Consider the following 13,713-nt stretch of genomic DNA (forward strand, 5'->3'; position numbering starts at 1 on the left):
CTAACCGTGCAGCAGTCCCGGGAGATGAGCGGGAACCACGAATTGAACTGGCGGTCCGTTGCCATGTGAGACTTCGTCATCTATCGCGTCACGCAACAAGTCCAAGCCAAGGGCCTCAACATGGCGTGCGGGGGTTGCGTCCAGGGTGACGCGGGCGCCGGGCGTGAGCTTGCGAGCTCGGCGAATGAGGGGCAAGAGTGCTGACTGGCTGAACCTGGTCAGGCACCCTGCGGTGATGATCCGGATATTTTTTCCGTCCATGTCGATCTGAACGGTCACGGAGATTTTATGGTCCATTCGGGCAGCCTTCCTCCATAGTTGGGGGTGGCCGCTGCTTGACCTACATTCGAGCTTAGGGCACTACTGGCGCGTATGGAACGTTTTCCCTGATAAATCGTGATTTGGACACAAACTATTAACGTTCGAAGTGTGTCCGGCCGGGGCCGTCACCCATCTTGGCCACGAGCTCGGCGGCCAGATCCCGGAGCTTGATATTGCGGTGGTTGGACGCCGCCGTGAGAATGTCCACGGCCTCACCCTGGGAGCAGCGGTTCTGCCCCATGACGATTCCCACGGCCAGGTTGATGACGGTGCGGGAGTTCATGGCGGCCGTCAGATCCTTCTCGACGTCGCGCTGGCTTTCCAGTCTCAGAGCGAGGCGGAGAGCGCTGGGACTGCAGAGACTTCTTGCTGGATCAATCTCACTGCCTCAGTATCGAACGCGCGAGGGCGAGTGGCGTAGACGTCCAATCCGGCCGCCGCTCCACTCTCCAGCTCCATGGGGACGCCCAAGATCGAGTAGATCCCCATCTCGGCAGCGGCCTTCCCGTACTCCGGCCACCGCGTGTCCGTACGAGTGTCGGGGACGTACACCACCACATTCTCCCGAGCTGCGGTCAGGCAAGGCCCGTCACCGTGATGGAACTGGAGTTCGTCCAAGCGTTCCAGAAGTACGTTGGATGAAGCCATGGGGGTCGTGCGCTTGGGGCGCAAGAGGGTTACTGAGCAATACACCTCGTCTTCCCCGGTCGAGATGCTCCGGGCCAGATTGAGGGTGAACAGGTTGAGAAACTCGGAGATGTTCTCACTGTCCAGCAGGAGTTGCTGAATCTGGAGGTGGGAAAGGTCATCTGCCTCGCGGTTGGTCATGGCCTGCTCCTTTGCAGGTCGGTTCCGAACTCCTCGGACGGATCAATCCGGGTACGGACATTATGAACTCAGTCTAGTCCTCGACCGCTTCCTTGCCCTCAGGGTCTTCATCTTCGTCGGGTTCCGGCTCGTCAACCGGCGAGTTTTTACGGCGCAGGATATCGGCCGCGTACGGTGCTCGAGGGGGAGCTTGTTCAGCGAGGAGTTCGTTGGCTGCCTGGGCGAGAAGGTCGCGCTGCAGGCGCGGCAGTACTAGGGAATGGTGGAGAAATGCGTCCATCTCGAACTCGCTGATGCTGCCACCAATGCTGAAGAAATACAGCCACAAGCGACCTTGGTCGATATTGGCTGCTCGCATGGTCGCCAATAACTGTCGTGCCTGTTCGTAGCCGACCGAGGCGTCGTCGGACTCATGAGACTTCACGATGTTTCGCCCTGCTTCTCCCAATCAGTCAAGATTTCGGAGGCCACGTCAATCACGCGACGGTTGCTGGTTCGCGCCCGTTCCAGCAAGCGGATGCGTGCCACGTCTCGGCTCAAGTGCTCCTGAGCCATGAGTACACCAGCGGCCAGGCCGATGGTATCTCGCGTGGTGAGTGCTTCGGTTAAGGCCTTGCTCAGCCGCACGGGAGAGTCGATGCTCGGTGCTGTGCCTAGGAGGGTCGCCGCGGCGTCAGCCAAAAGGCCGAGGAGGTGCACCTCGGTCTCACCGAACGCATTGGGTTCTGCTGCGTAGACCTTCAATGCGCCTACGTGACACCCTCGGTAGATCATGGGCGAACTCAGGATGGACCTGACCCCCATGGACGCAACGGCTTCGATCCATTCCGGCCAGCGAGTTTCGGAGGTGGTGTCGTCCACGCGCTGCGGGTCGCCGGTGGCCCACGCGCTCAAGCAAGGTCCTTGCCCCAGTTCGTACTGCAGGGCGTCGACAGCCTCGACGGTGGGATCCGTAGACGCGCTCGACAGTCGTTTGCCGGAGTCATCAAGGATGGAGAAGCCCGCGCCGGTTGCGGAGGGGACAGTCTGGTGTGCGGCCCAAGCGAGCTTGCTCGCGGCAGAGGTGGCGTCCTGCTCATTGAGGATCATCCCGGACAGATGTGCGAAGACCCTGCTGAGTTCTACGGGAGTGGAATCTGAAGACATGATGTGCGCCGTTCTTTGGGGTGGCCGGTCAAGAAGGGATGGCAACTGCCCCAAAGTGACATCCGAATTTCCGGTCGTAGTCAGAAAATCAGCTTGTGAACCACTGTACGCGCGAAATGCGGTTTCGCCCGGAAAGGCGACAGATGATTCTTAAAGTTCAAGGACCCGCGCGTGAATCACCGAGCGGTGATGCAATGCGGTGCGGAGTGCGCGGTGGACGCCGTCCTCGAGGTACAGCGTGCCGTTCCAGGAGACAACGTGCGGAAACAGGTCGCCGAAGAACGTGGAGTCCGCATCCAGTAGTTTCGACAGGTCCAACATCGATTGCGTGGTCACCAGGTCCGCAAGTCGGACCTGTTTCGGTGGGATCTTGGACCAGTCGGAGGGTGTGACCAGGCCGTGTTCGGGGTAGGGGCGTGAATCGCCCACGGCCTTGAAGATCATAAGTCCAGCCTAATGTGTTGTGCTCCTGCGATCGGGTGCGGTTTCTTGCGGGGACTTCTTACGAAACCACACTCAACGCCGGTCGCGTCAAAGGCAGCTGAATGGGGCGGAAATTCTGGTCGAACTGAGCGCCCAGGCCGCGCTGGATGAAGAGGACGGTCGCGTCGGTCCGCTCCTTCTGGGCTCGCTCGCTCTCGGCCCCGTGGCTGCGGTCCGCGGTGGAGGCAAGGGAGCCGTGCACCAACTGGGTGAGCTGGGCGGAGTCAGTACGGGGCAGATAGCCCTCGGTCATGGCGCGTTCCAGGATGTCCACCAGGACACTCTGCAGCTTGCCACGTGGGCGCCGAGCTTGGCGAAGTCCTCGGGGGCGAGCACAGTCTTCATGGCCTCGCCGGGAGGCAGATGGCGACGGCTCATGTCCTCGAGCTGTGCGCGTACGTAGATGCCCAGCTGATCGATGGGGTTGTCGGTCTCCGTCAGATCCTGTTCCAGGTCAGTGACAAACCGCTCGGTCTCGTCCAGCGCGTAGGCGACCAGCAGTTCGCCCATATCCGCGAAGTAGTTGTAGACGGCGGTGCGACCCACCCCTGCGGTCTTGGCTACCTGAGTCATGGTCAGGTCAGTGAGCCCCTGGGTGTAGAGAAGCTCTCCGAACGCGGTGAGAATGGCGCGCTGAGTGCGCTCTCGCTGGGCTGCGTTGCTGGAGGCTGAAATGCGGGGCATGATGACACCTTATCTGATTCTGTCAGTAAACTGGGGAAGCCCTGACGTGGCGGGTGACGGTCTGTCATTACATTCAACGGCACCCCGCGCCGGTTGTAATCCAGGCGCAGCGATCTCACCGAGACCTTTCAGGAAACGTCCCGCTCATGCACCGGATATAACGACGCCGCGCGCACCGTTCCCAGCGTGGGGGAAGCCGGCGCGCGCGGCGGCGTCGTCGTACGTGCGAATCAGGATTCGGCGGCGAGACCGCCCTGCCACAGTGACTCGAAGCAGGTGCGAATCGAGACGGTGCCGAATACCGGCCGAGATGAAGGCCTTGGCCGTGCGTGCGGCGTCGATCTCGGACGCACCCTTGGCCAGTTCTGCGGCCACGGCGGCGGCCAATGAGCACCCGGCGCCCGAGACCGGAACCTCGCCCACCTTGGGTTCGCTGAGCACCTCGAGCTCGGAGCCGTCGTAGAAGACGTCCACGGCGTCCGGGCCGGACAACCGCACGCCGCCCTTGGCCAGCACGGTGGCTCCGGAGGAATCGTGGATGCGCTTGGCGGCTTCCTTGAGATCCTCCACGTTGTCGATCGCGTCCATTCCGGACAGGGACAACGACTCGAAGTGGTTGGGCGTCACGAACGTGGCCAGCGGCAGCACCTCGGCCTTGAGAGCTTGGTCGGTGTCCAGGGCCGCGCCGGGTTCCTGACCCTTGCAGATCAGCACGGGATCCAGCACCAGGTGACGCGGTTTGAGCTCGGCCATGGCCTTGGCCACGGTGTGGATCGTGTCTGGGGAGCCGAGCATGCCGATCTTCACGGCATCCAGGTCGTAGGCCGCAGAAATGGTCTGCAGCTGATTGGCCAGCGTCTCCTGGTCCACGGGGGTGACGCGATGGGCCCAGTCGTTCTCCGGGTCGAACGCCACAATGCAGGTCAGCGCCAGGGAGCCGAAAACTCCCAGCGAGGTGAAGGTCTTGATATCCGCAAGCGCGCCGGCCCCGCCGGTGACTTCGGAACCGGCGATCGTCATGGCAACGGGAGGCTGCGGGCGGGAAAGTTCAGTCATGGGGATATTGTGCTCCTGCAATCCCCGTGCTCGCGAATTCAACGCAACAGCCGTAACCATTACACTGATCCACGACGCCGGGTGGCAGGCGACGTCGCACCAGTTCCCTTGATTCCGTGGAGAGTTTGTCGTGCCCAATTCCGCCACCCCGGTCACCCGTGATGTTTCTTCAACCGCGGCCGCGCCCGACGCCGCTGCCCCCGCCTTCGCGCGCCGCCCCCGTACCTACTTCGACCTGATTCTGGCCGCGTACTGCGTGATTCTGGTGCTCTCCAACATCGGTGCGACCAAGGGCGTGGAGTTCGGGCCCATCATTACCGATGGCGGGTTCTTCCTGTTCCCCCTGGCCTATGTCCTGGGTGACGTGGTGTCCGAGGTCTACGGCTTCAGGGCCGCGCGCAAGGCCATCATCACGTCCTTCGTATTCGGTGCATTCTCCTCAGCGGTGTTCTGGATCGTGATCATCCTGCCGCCGGCGGAGTTCTACGAGAACCAGAGCGCCTTCGAATCGGTGTTGGGCCCGGTCCCGCTGATCGTGGCCGGTTCGCTGCTCGGTTACCTGGTGGGGCAGCTGCTCAACGCCTACGTGATGGTCAAGGTGAAGGCCAAGACCCAGGAGAAGCACCTGTGGGCCCGCCTGATCGGTTCCACCATGGTGGGCGAGCTGGTGGACACCATCATCTTCTGCTCGATCGCGGCGCCGATCATCGGTATCGATTCATGGGCCGGGTTCTTCAACTACGTGATCGTGGGATACGTGTACAAGTGCCTGGTCGAGGTGATCATCATGCCGCTGACCTACGCGGTGATCGGGTGGATCAAGCGCCGCGAGCCGAGCTACGGGCCGGTGCAGAGCGGCGTCGACACCCGGGCGTAGCCGGGCAGTGCTGGCCCTGTGGCCCTGTTGGCTGGCCGTTGCGCCCTTCCCGGGGCGAGCGGCCGTCAGTAGCCCAGGTAGGCGAGCTGCGCCGCGATCGAATGCTCGGCGGCGCGGCGCACGCCCTCGGGGACGTCCGCGTAGACGGCGTCCGTGATGGCCTCGAGCTCGCGCCGCGGCCCAGCTCATTGAGCACTGAACGGACCTGGTCCAGACGTTCCAGGCGGTGCTCGGTGAGCTCGTCGCAGACTTCCTGGATGTCGTGCAGCGGCCCCGCGTGAGCGGGCAACACCATGGCTCCCGAATGCCGTGCCAACACAGTGAGTGAGCGCAAGTAATCGCCCAGGGAGCCGTCCGGGTGATCGATCATTGTGGAGCCGCGGCCCAGGACTGTGTCACCGGTGATGATGGTTTCCGGCTCGTCGTGCGGGAGCCTGAAGCACACGGAGTCCGAGGTGTGGCCCGGAGTCGCGATGACCTGGATCCGCATGCCCGCAGCCACGATGGTGTCGCCGTCGCTCAGGGGCTCACCGTCCCGACAGTGCTCCGGAAGCACAGCGCGCACGGGAGCGCCCGTCATCTCATGCAGCCGGTCGATGCCATCAGTGTGGTCGCCGTGCCGGTGGGTGACCAGAATCAGGACCACGTTCCCGACATCAGCGATAGCTTGCAGATGTCCCAGGTCCTCCGGCCCGGGATCCACGACCACGACATCGCTACCGGGCCACGATCCGCGGCCCTGCGCGGAGGGGTGACTGCCGTAATTGGGGTGCTCGGGGTCAGAGCCAGGACCGGACAGGATCCACGTGTTGGTTCCATCCAGGGTCATGGGGCCAGGGTTGGGTGCCAGAATCACGCCCGCGCACGCGCTGACCCGGCGTAGCTCGCCGGGGTGCGCGTGGGCATGCTCCGAGTCCATTTAGAGCCGGTTCTCCTGCACGGCCGCGGCAATGGTGTCGAAGGCGGTGAGGGTGGTCAGCAGCATCCACGCGTCCTGCGGTACCGGCCAGCTGGAGAGCTTGGTGGCCACCACACGGGCTGGTCGGTTGATGTAGATCATCTGACCGTGGATACCGAGGGCCAGGATCACGTCCGATCCTTCGCGCGGGATCCAGAACTGGTTGCGGTACATGCCTCCTGGCATGCGGGTGTCCGTGGGGGAATCCGCGAAGACCTGGCGTGAATCCGGGCCACCGGCCATGGTGTCGTAGATCCACTCTGCGGGAGTGACCCGGGCGCCGGTCATCGAAACACCGTCACCCAGGACCACGCGGCCCACGCGGGCGATGTCGCGCAGCGAAGCGGAGATGCCGCCGTCGAACATGCCCGTGCCGGTGCTGTCCACGCCGATGTTGGCGTCTTCTTCCGCTCCGATGCGGCTCCACAGCAAACGGGACATCAACTGCTGCATGCGCGCACCGCCAGCGGCTTCACACACCCAACCGAGTACATCGGTTTCTGCAGAGCGGTACTCGAACACGCCGCCGTGCTCGCGGACCTTTTTCAAGCCCAGCAGGAACTCGTACATGCTGCGCGGGCCGGGGTGGGTCCAGGGCTTCCACCCGATGGCTTCCTCGAGTTGGCGGACCTCTGCATCCGGGTCCGTGTACTCCTCGGAGAAGCGCACGCCGGTGCGCATGTCCAAGAGGTTTCGCACGGTGGCACCGGCGTAACCCGAATATGCCAACTGCGGCACATAGGCGGTCACGGGTGCGTCAAGGTGCAGAAGCCCGGAACCCCACAGCGATCCCGCAACCAGCGAGACCAAGGACTTACTCACGGACATCAGCAGATGCTTGGTGTCCGGAGCCATGCCGCTGGGGTAGTGCTCGGCAAGAATCTTGCCGTCGTGTTCGACCAACCAGCCGTCCGTGTAGGTCCAGTCCATGACTTCGCCCACGGTGAGGAACCGGCCGTCGACCGTGACAAGGGGAAGGTCTTCCACGGGTGCGGGAGCACTCTCAAACGGTGCTGCCGGTGCCGCGGCGCGTGAAATGGCCGCGGTCGGCAGGATGTCCGCAATGTGCTGGAAGGACCACGCGAGCTGCTCGGGGGTCTGCCAGTTGTTGAGAGTGACTCCCATACCCGGGGAACCGCTGGTCTCGCTGAGCAACCTAGGCCTTCAAACCTGCAGATCCCTTGGCCCCTGCAGGACGCACCAGGGGAGTCACGGTGTACATGTCACGGAAGGACTCGATCAAGTGCTTGGCTCGAATGCTCAGCGCGGTGCCATTGCCGGTGTCACGCTGCAATCGACCGATCGAAACAATGATGCCCAGATCTGCGCCCTTCCAACGAAACTCGCCGGGACCGTAGATCCGCATAAAAAAGACTTCCGACGAGTTCTGAAGCTGGTGCCAGTCTAGCGCCGGGCGACGGTAAACGAGGCCTCCATCAGCGTCGACAAAGTACTGGCCCGTGCGCGGTGCCTTGTCGATCCGAGCAACGCCCGGAGAGATTTCCTTGACCACGGCCTGGCTCCACACGTCCACGGCGGCCAGCTCGGCCCAGCGTTCGTTGATCTCGTCCACGTCCAGCTGCAGCTCCACGTCCATGTATTGCAGCAGGTGGAACAGGAACAGCGGAACGTCAGCGTAGGCGCCGGCGGTTACCTGGGTGATGGATGTTGCCCCGGAAATACGCGGGTTCAGCTCGCCCAGGTACACGTCCTTGGTGTCCAGGTCGATGAGTACGTCCACCTCGAAGAAGCCCTTGTAACCTTCCTCACCCAAGCGGTCGCCCAGCCTGCGGACCATGTCCGAGGCGATGGCACGCGTCTCGTCATCGAGCACGTCAGGGAAGGTCTCATTGCCGCACCAGCCACCCCGGTAAGGGGTTAGCTCGGGGTAGCCGGTCAGCTCCGTCATAAACGGTCCCACAATGGTGCCGGCATCGGTCTGCACCGCTTCCACCGCCACGGGGAAGTTGTTGATGCGCTTCATGACCTTGACCTCTTGGCCAACGATCTCGTCCTTGTACTGATCCCAGTCCTCTTCGGACTTGATGAAGAACGTGGTCTTGCCCGAGTCACCGTAGGCGGTCTGCACCACCAGGTCCGTACCCAGCTTGTTCTCGGTGGTTTCTTTCTTGAGCTCGTCCCAGGAGTCCACCGTGGTGAGAATGTTCGGAACCGAGGGCACACCTACCTCGTTGCCGAGGCGGGTGGTGATGAGCTTGGAGTCCAGCATCTCGCGCAGCTCTGCCTTGGGAAGGATCAGATCGTAACCGAGCTCCTCGCAGATCTCCTCCGTCTCCTCGTTGAAGAAGACCAGGGCGATCTTGGGGCGGGTGCCGCGGGGCGTGCGGGAATCGATGAGAGCCCGGACCTCGTGGTGACGCAGCAACCAGTTGTTGATGTCCTCACCGGATTCGAATTCGCGAGCGGGCTTGTTCTTGGGGGTGAAAATGCGCGGGTGTGCGCCGTCCCAGCCGTCGTAGAACGAGATGTAGGAGAGGTTACGTACCCAGCGGTCCAGGCCCAAGAGATTGAACGGGGTGGCACCCACGAAGAAGACGGGTGTGTCATTCACGCGGAAGAAGTGGCGCACTTCGGAAATATTGCGCAGAACGCGTCGAGTGGGTCCGGCCATGCTGGAAGGAACATATTTTGCGTCAACACCCACGCCGTAACCGCCGGCGGTGACCTCGTTGGATTCATCCACTGATTCGGGGCGACCGGGCACGATGCCCTTGGCCGGCGGTTCGTTTTCTTCGGCCTCGCGGTGGTCCACCAAGCGATTGCGCCGGTGGGGGGCGAAACGAAATCATCGTTGACCGGTTCGCTGGCTCGAGTGCCGGCAAGAGTGTCACTCACACCGGATTCTGCGGCGTCTTGCGCGGGCGTGGGCGTGGAAGTCGATTCCTTGCCGTTTTGGTCCTTGCTCTCGGTCATGCTGACCACCCCTCTGGATCGCTGTAAGTCCCGTTTATACAGGCCTTCGATTGTGGTGCACAACACAGCACGGCGTGTCCCGCGGTTTGAGTAGAAAGATTTCAGACGGCAGGCCTGAGAAAGTGCAAGAGGAAGTAAGGTGATCATTGCATTTGGTAGTAATTCCTGAGAGTTTTATCTCGGTATTCGAAATAGTTTCCGTTGTTTATCGCGTCGCGTGCTCCGGACACGATGTCCAGGATGAACCGTTCGTTGTGGATGGAAGCCAGGGTCGCGGCGTTGCGTTCCTTGGCCTTGAACAGATGCCGCAAATACGCCCGGGTGTAGTGGGTGCACGTGTAGCACGGGCAGGTGTCGGAGATCGGTGTGAAATCCCGGGCAAAACGGGCGTTGGTCAGGTTAAATCGTCCGGTCGGGGAGTAGACGGCCGACGATCGCGCCACCCTGGTGGGTGAAACACAATCGAAGGTGTCCACGCCATTGTCGATTGCCGTAAAGATATCATCGGGCTCCGATATGCCCAGAAGATGTTTCGGCGTACTTTCCGGTAACTCTTCGGTGCACCAGCGAACAATTGTTCCCAACTGCTGTTTTTCCAGGCGCCTCCGATGCCGAATCCGTCGAATCCCATGGTCGACAGGTCCCGGCATGCCTTGCGCCGCAGGTCCTCGTACTGGGCCCCTTGAATGACTCCGAACAGGGCTTGATACGGCTTGTGGGAGCGATCTTCGGTCAGGCGTTGGTGTTCCGCGATGCACCGCAGAGCCCACAGTCGCGTCCGCTCCAGCGCCTCCTCCTGGTAGCCACGGGAGTTGTGCAGGGTGGTGAGCTCGTCGAAGGCGAACATGATGTCCGCACCCAGATTGTGCTGGATCTGCATGGAGATCTCGGGTGTGAACCGGTGAAGGTCACCGTTGATGTAGGAACGGAACCACACGCCGTCGTCGTCAACGTTGGCCATGCGTTCCTGGCCCTTGGCGACGTCGTCGTCGCCGAGCGGTTCCTCGACCGTGGACATGTCGATGACCTTGCCCAGGCCCGAGCCCTGGGACATGACCTGGAAGCCGCCCGAGTCGGTGAAGGTGGGGCCGGGCCAGTTCATGAACTTTCCCAGACCGCCGGCGGCGTCCAAAATGTCGTCGCCGGGCTGCAGGAACAGGTGATAAGCGTTGGCCAGCATGGCCTGAGCGCCCTCGTCCGCCATGGACTCGGGGAGCACGGCCTTCACCACTGCTGGGTGGCCACGGGGATGAACGCGGGCGTTTGGATGTCGCCGTGCGGGGTGTGGACAACACCGGTGCGGCCCTGGAATTGGCCCCCGTTGGCTTGGATCTGTTGCTCCGAGGGGGAGGAGCTGTCCCTCAGTCGGGTCTCGATCTCGAAGCTGAACGGGGCGGCGGGCGTTTCGGTACTGGGCGTAGGCACCACACCATTGTGCCGGTTCCGGCGAGCTGCGAGAGAATGGGCCCGGTTCAACGATCCTGACAGAAAGGTAGGCCGCACCCAGGTGAGCACGGTTGCCCAGTTCTTCGCCCTCCCGCCATCCCAGCGGGACCACATTCCGGCGGCGCGCATTGCGCTCTCCGTGGCCATACCGCTGCTGATTCTGCTGGCTCTGGACCGGACAGATCTGGCGATCTACGCGGCCTTTGGCGCCTTCACCTCCATCTACGCGCGGAACGAGCCGATCCGGGATCGTTCAAACACCAGTCACAAGCTGGGCTGATTCTGCTGGTGTGCATTCTGCTGGGTGCGTCGCTGTCCAACCTGGGCGCGGCGCAGGTGGTGACGCTGGGGGTCACCGCCGTGGTGGCCGGTTTGGGTGCACTCGTGGCGGCTATCTCAATCTCAAGCCGGCGGGTTCGCTGTTCTTCATCTTCGCCGTGGGCGCCATCGGCTCACTTCCCGACGCCGCACCCTTGTGGCTCGCAGGTCTGATCGCCGCCCTGTCCGCGGGGCTCTCGGTAGTGCTTGGACTGGCGGGAAAATGGGTGGGCGAAGGCGTCCATGGGCCCATCGCTCCGTGCCCGCCCATCACGGACTCACCACCGGTCAGCTGTGGTCGCACGCCGGGCGGTTCTTCCTGGCCACCTCGATTGCGGGCGCATTGGGCTTGTTGAGCGGAATGTCCCACAGCTACTGGGCCATGGTCGCGGCGGCCGCGCCGATTGCTGCCCCGGACCTGAGTGCTCGGCTCCAGCGCGGCGTGCACCGCATGGTGGGCACGCTGGGCGGCGTGGGTGTCACTGCATTCCTGCTGTCACTGCAGTTGGAGACGTGGCACATCGTGGTGTTCGTGATCCTGCTGCAGTTCCTGGCGGAGCTGTTCATCGGCCGCAACTATTCGATCGCGTTGTTGTTCATCACCCCGCTCGCTCTGCTCATGACGCAGCTGGCCCACCCCGTGGAAGCGCTCTCCCTGCTCCAGCTCGCGCCGTGGAAACCGTGATCGGTGCCCTGTGCGGACTGGCGGTCGTGTACATCTTCCGCTCCCGGTCGGAACGAGAGGCCGACACCCGCGCCGTTCCTCTGATCCGCCAGGCGGCCAACGGCGACGAGCCGCGAGACTGACATTCGTGCGGTCCTGGTATTAGCCGGGTTCGACGCCGCTCCTCGGTGACATTTTTGGCACAGGTTCGCAGAAAACTCCGGGTTCCAGGCGCGTTCCTCTGCCCTAGATGTTCAGCTGCGTTCCTCGACCTCAGATGTCCGCGGGCGAGTGCTTTCGGACGAGAAAACGCGCGTCAACGCGACCGAGCGGCGTCGTCGTCGGTCGTGAGGATTGGCGGTGAGGCTCAGCGACCCCAACCGGCGTGCGCGATGGCCTGGCGGATCAGATCCCCGCGGCCGCCTTCGAACTCGGCCTGAACGTCCGGGGACAGCGCCTCGTCCGGGGTCATCCACGACAACTGCAGAGCGTCCTGACGAGGTTCGCATTCGCCACGCACGGGGATGATGTAGCTCAGGGCCACGGCATGCTGACGGTCATCGGTCAGGCCGGTTTCGGACGGGGACGGGAAGAACTCGGAGACCGCGAACGGGACCGTGGAGGAGGGCATCTGCGGGAACGCGAGCGAGCCCAGATCCTTCTCGAGGTGCCGCAACAGCGCCGCGCGCACCGTTTCGCGGTACATCACGCGCCCGGAGACGAACGTGCGCACCATGTGGCCTTCGGATGTCCCCTGCAGCAGCAGACCGATTTCGGAAATGCAGCCGAGGGGGTCCAAGCGCACGGGAATGGCCTGGATGTACACGATGGGCAGCAGCGACCGCGCGTGATTGAGGTCGTCCTCGCTGAGCCAGCCTGGATTGGGGTCCGGAGTGCGTACAGAACTCATACAGTGTTTCTACCGCAGCGCACCCTTTTGGGCTATGCCGAGCGCCGGATTGGCGGGGTGGTTCAGCGCACAGCCGAACCTCACGCGAGCCGCGCGGCGGCCTCCAGAACGGTCCACGCCTGCACCTGCGTGCCGAGTTCCACTGGGGCTCCCACGCGTTGCGCCTCGTTCGAGTGACGTGCCGGTTCGGGGGAGAACACGGTCACGGTCTCGCCCTCCTCGCGCTGGGCCCCGGGCTTGGAGAAATCCTCGGTCGGGTCGAATTCGCGCCGACCGTCCCACAGCGCCCGGGCGGACTCTTCGACCAGGTCGCGGGCTACGGCTCGCGCGTCCGGATCCAGCAATTCCGACGACGCCGCCTGGCCCAGATAACGCGCAAGGATCCCCGTGAACAGCCCGCCGTCCCCTCCGCCGTGGGTGCGCAGGACCGGTTTTCCGTGGGGGCCGTCCACGGTGAACTGCTTGGCGGCGCCGTGGACGATGGCCGCAGCGCGATCCAGCCACAGTTGACGCTCGTCCGGCTCCTGGGTGAGTTCGGCCAGTTCCAGGACCGCGCCTAGTACCGGGCCGGAGTTGTAGCTGTAGAGCGCGCGATCCACGGAGGTGTTTCCGTGCCGGAACCGGCGGCAACCAGGCGGATGCCGTCCAAGAAGGCCCCGCGCTCCTCATCCCACAGGGTGTCGAACAACCAGTTCAACTGGTCGCGGGCTTCGGCCACGCGGTGGGTGCGCAGCAGAGCGAGTGCCGTGGGAGCCGTGGCGGCGGTGTTCTTGTAGTCACGGGTGGTGTTCCACCACGTGCCGCCGCCCAGGTTGGAGTCACAGCCGGATTCGAGGCGGTTCATGAGCGAGCTGCCCGCGCTGAGAACGTCTTTGCCGCACGTGCCGGTGGCCTCGAGGTCTTCATCGCGCAGTCGTCCCAAGGCCAGGGCGAGCCAGGCCATGTCATCGAAGAACAGGTTGTTGGTGACTCGGCCACCGCTGCGGATGGCCATGCCACGGAGCAGGCGGTGGGCGCGGGAGCGGAGGCGTGCGGCGTCGTCGTCGTGACCGGCTCGGCGCTCGCGGGCGGCGGCGTCGACGAGCGCG

Annotated in this window: 15 protein-coding genes and 4 pseudogenes; 4 read left to right on the top strand and 15 right to left on the bottom strand. The window is 63.4% G+C overall.

Translation table 11 applies throughout. The features are described from left to right. The 8 genes and pseudogenes from YO9_RS0112405 to YO9_RS0112435 all read right to left on the bottom strand — a co-directional run bounded on the left by YO9_RS0112405 (nt 1) and on the right by YO9_RS0112435 (nt 4,518). Nucleotides 1-297 (bottom strand): hypothetical protein, encoded by a 297-nt coding sequence (locus YO9_RS0112405; RefSeq protein WP_016997779.1) that lies wholly within the window; start codon nt 295-297, stop codon nt 1-3. Nucleotides 298-415: 118 nt separating this feature from the next. Next, nucleotides 416-604 (bottom strand): ANTAR domain-containing protein, encoded by a 189-nt coding sequence (locus tag YO9_RS18495; RefSeq protein ID WP_223286515.1) that lies wholly within the window; start codon nt 602-604, stop codon nt 416-418. A 44-nt stretch (nt 605-648) separates the two neighbouring features. Beyond that, on the bottom strand, nt 649-1,149 hold the full coding sequence (locus YO9_RS0112410) for a GAF domain-containing protein (RefSeq protein WP_223286516.1): 501 nt from the start codon (nt 1,147-1,149) through the stop codon (nt 649-651). 73 nt (nt 1,150-1,222) lie between these two features. After that, nucleotides 1,223-1,573, bottom strand: coding sequence for a hypothetical protein (locus YO9_RS0112415; protein ID WP_016997780.1), 351 nt, complete (start codon nt 1,571-1,573; stop codon nt 1,223-1,225). Further along, entirely contained in the window at nt 1,570-2,295 is a 726-nt protein-coding gene (locus YO9_RS0112420; RefSeq protein WP_016997781.1) for a GAF and ANTAR domain-containing protein, read from the bottom strand. Before YO9_RS0112420 ends, YO9_RS0112415 begins: the two co-directional genes overlap by 4 nt. A gap of 150 nt (nt 2,296-2,445) precedes the next feature. After that, nucleotides 2,446-2,739, bottom strand: a complete 294-nt coding sequence (locus YO9_RS0112425) for a type II toxin-antitoxin system VapB family antitoxin (protein WP_016997782.1) — start codon at nt 2,737-2,739, stop codon at nt 2,446-2,448. 58 nt (nt 2,740-2,797) lie between these two features. Continuing rightward, nucleotides 2,798-3,462: pseudogene (locus YO9_RS0112430) on the bottom strand (TetR/AcrR family transcriptional regulator). Nucleotides 3,463-3,692: 230 nt separating this feature from the next. After that, nucleotides 3,693-4,518: pseudogene (locus YO9_RS0112435) on the bottom strand (hydroxymethylpyrimidine/phosphomethylpyrimidine kinase). A 130-nt stretch (nt 4,519-4,648) separates the two neighbouring features. Between YO9_RS0112435 and YO9_RS0112440 the strand changes: the two are divergent. Beyond that, nucleotides 4,649-5,395, top strand: coding sequence for a queuosine precursor transporter (locus tag YO9_RS0112440; RefSeq protein WP_016997783.1), 747 nt, complete (start codon nt 4,649-4,651; stop codon nt 5,393-5,395). Here YO9_RS0112440 and YO9_RS21940 read toward each other — a convergent pair. The 4 genes and pseudogenes from YO9_RS21940 to tgt form a co-directional block, all read right to left on the bottom strand. Beyond that, on the bottom strand, nt 5,337-6,314 hold the full coding sequence (locus tag YO9_RS21940) for an MBL fold metallo-hydrolase (protein WP_472973950.1): 978 nt from the start codon (nt 6,312-6,314) through the stop codon (nt 5,337-5,339). The genes YO9_RS0112440 and YO9_RS21940 overlap by 59 nt on opposite strands. Then, nucleotides 6,315-7,508: a serine hydrolase domain-containing protein gene (locus YO9_RS0112450; RefSeq protein ID WP_016997784.1), complete on the bottom strand. Its 1,194-nt coding sequence runs from the start codon at nt 7,506-7,508 to the stop codon at nt 6,315-6,317. It abuts the gene before it with no gap. Between the two features lies 1 nt (nt 7,509). Then, nucleotides 7,510-9,126 carry a biotin carboxylase gene (locus YO9_RS0112455; RefSeq protein ID WP_223286520.1) on the bottom strand — a complete coding sequence of 539 codons (1,617 nt, stop codon included), beginning with the start codon at nt 9,124-9,126 and terminating at the stop codon, nt 7,510-7,512. 304 nt (nt 9,127-9,430) lie between these two features. Next, nucleotides 9,431-10,712, bottom strand: a pseudogene (gene tgt / locus YO9_RS0112460) (tRNA guanosine(34) transglycosylase Tgt). An 82-nt stretch (nt 10,713-10,794) separates the two neighbouring features. Here tgt and YO9_RS18500 point away from each other — a divergent pair. The 3 genes from YO9_RS18500 (at nt 10,795) to YO9_RS20140 (ending at nt 11,858) form a co-directional block, all read left to right on the top strand. After that, entirely contained in the window at nt 10,795-11,013 is a 219-nt protein-coding gene (locus tag YO9_RS18500; protein WP_223286517.1) for a hypothetical protein, read from the top strand. A 297-nt stretch (nt 11,014-11,310) separates the two neighbouring features. Continuing rightward, nucleotides 11,311-11,736 carry an FUSC family protein gene (locus YO9_RS18505; protein ID WP_223286518.1) on the top strand — a complete coding sequence of 142 codons (426 nt, stop codon included), beginning with the start codon at nt 11,311-11,313 and terminating at the stop codon, nt 11,734-11,736. Then, nucleotides 11,733-11,858, top strand: a complete 126-nt coding sequence (locus YO9_RS20140) for a hypothetical protein (protein ID WP_262925689.1) — start codon at nt 11,733-11,735, stop codon at nt 11,856-11,858. Before YO9_RS18505 ends, YO9_RS20140 begins: the two co-directional genes overlap by 4 nt. 224 nt (nt 11,859-12,082) lie before the next feature. Here YO9_RS20140 and YO9_RS0112470 read toward each other — a convergent pair whose 3' ends face one another. From YO9_RS0112470 to YO9_RS18515, 3 genes and pseudogenes are all read right to left on the bottom strand, one after another. Next, on the bottom strand, nt 12,083-12,625 hold the full coding sequence (locus YO9_RS0112470; protein ID WP_016997788.1) for an NUDIX hydrolase family protein: 543 nt from the start codon (nt 12,623-12,625) through the stop codon (nt 12,083-12,085). An 80-nt stretch (nt 12,626-12,705) separates the two neighbouring features. After that, entirely contained in the window at nt 12,706-13,224 is a 519-nt protein-coding gene (locus tag YO9_RS18510) for a glycoside hydrolase family 76 protein (RefSeq protein ID WP_223286519.1), read from the bottom strand. Further along, nucleotides 13,182-13,713 (bottom strand): annotated as a pseudogene (locus YO9_RS18515) (glycoside hydrolase family 76 protein); the annotation flags it as partial. The pseudogene YO9_RS18515 and the gene YO9_RS18510, both read right to left, overlap by 43 nt.

The sequence above is a fragment of the Kocuria atrinae C3-8 genome, assembly GCF_000286355.1.
GTDB classification, from domain to species: Bacteria; Actinomycetota; Actinomycetes; order Actinomycetales; family Micrococcaceae; genus Kocuria; species Kocuria atrinae_A.

Excerpts from the sequence above, each read along its gene's own strand:
- YO9_RS0112405 (WP_016997779.1), bottom strand. The coding sequence starts at position 297 with ATGGACCATAAAATCTCCGTGACCGTTCAGATCGACATGGACGGAAAA.
- YO9_RS18495 (WP_223286515.1), bottom strand. The coding sequence starts at position 604 with ATGAACTCCCGCACCGTCATCAACCTGGCCGTGGGAATCGTCATGGGG.
- YO9_RS0112410 (WP_223286516.1), bottom strand. The coding sequence starts at position 1,149 with ATGACCAACCGCGAGGCAGATGACCTTTCCCACCTCCAGATTCAGCAA.
- YO9_RS0112420 (WP_016997781.1), bottom strand. The coding sequence starts at position 2,295 with ATGTCTTCAGATTCCACTCCCGTAGAACTCAGCAGGGTCTTCGCACAT.
- YO9_RS0112425 (WP_016997782.1), bottom strand. The coding sequence starts at position 2,739 with ATGATCTTCAAGGCCGTGGGCGATTCACGCCCCTACCCCGAACACGGC.
- YO9_RS21940 (WP_472973950.1), bottom strand. The coding sequence starts at position 6,314 with ATGGACTCGGAGCATGCCCACGCGCACCCCGGCGAGCTACGCCGGGTC.
- YO9_RS0112470 (WP_016997788.1), bottom strand. The coding sequence starts at position 12,625 with ATGAGTTCTGTACGCACTCCGGACCCCAATCCAGGCTGGCTCAGCGAG.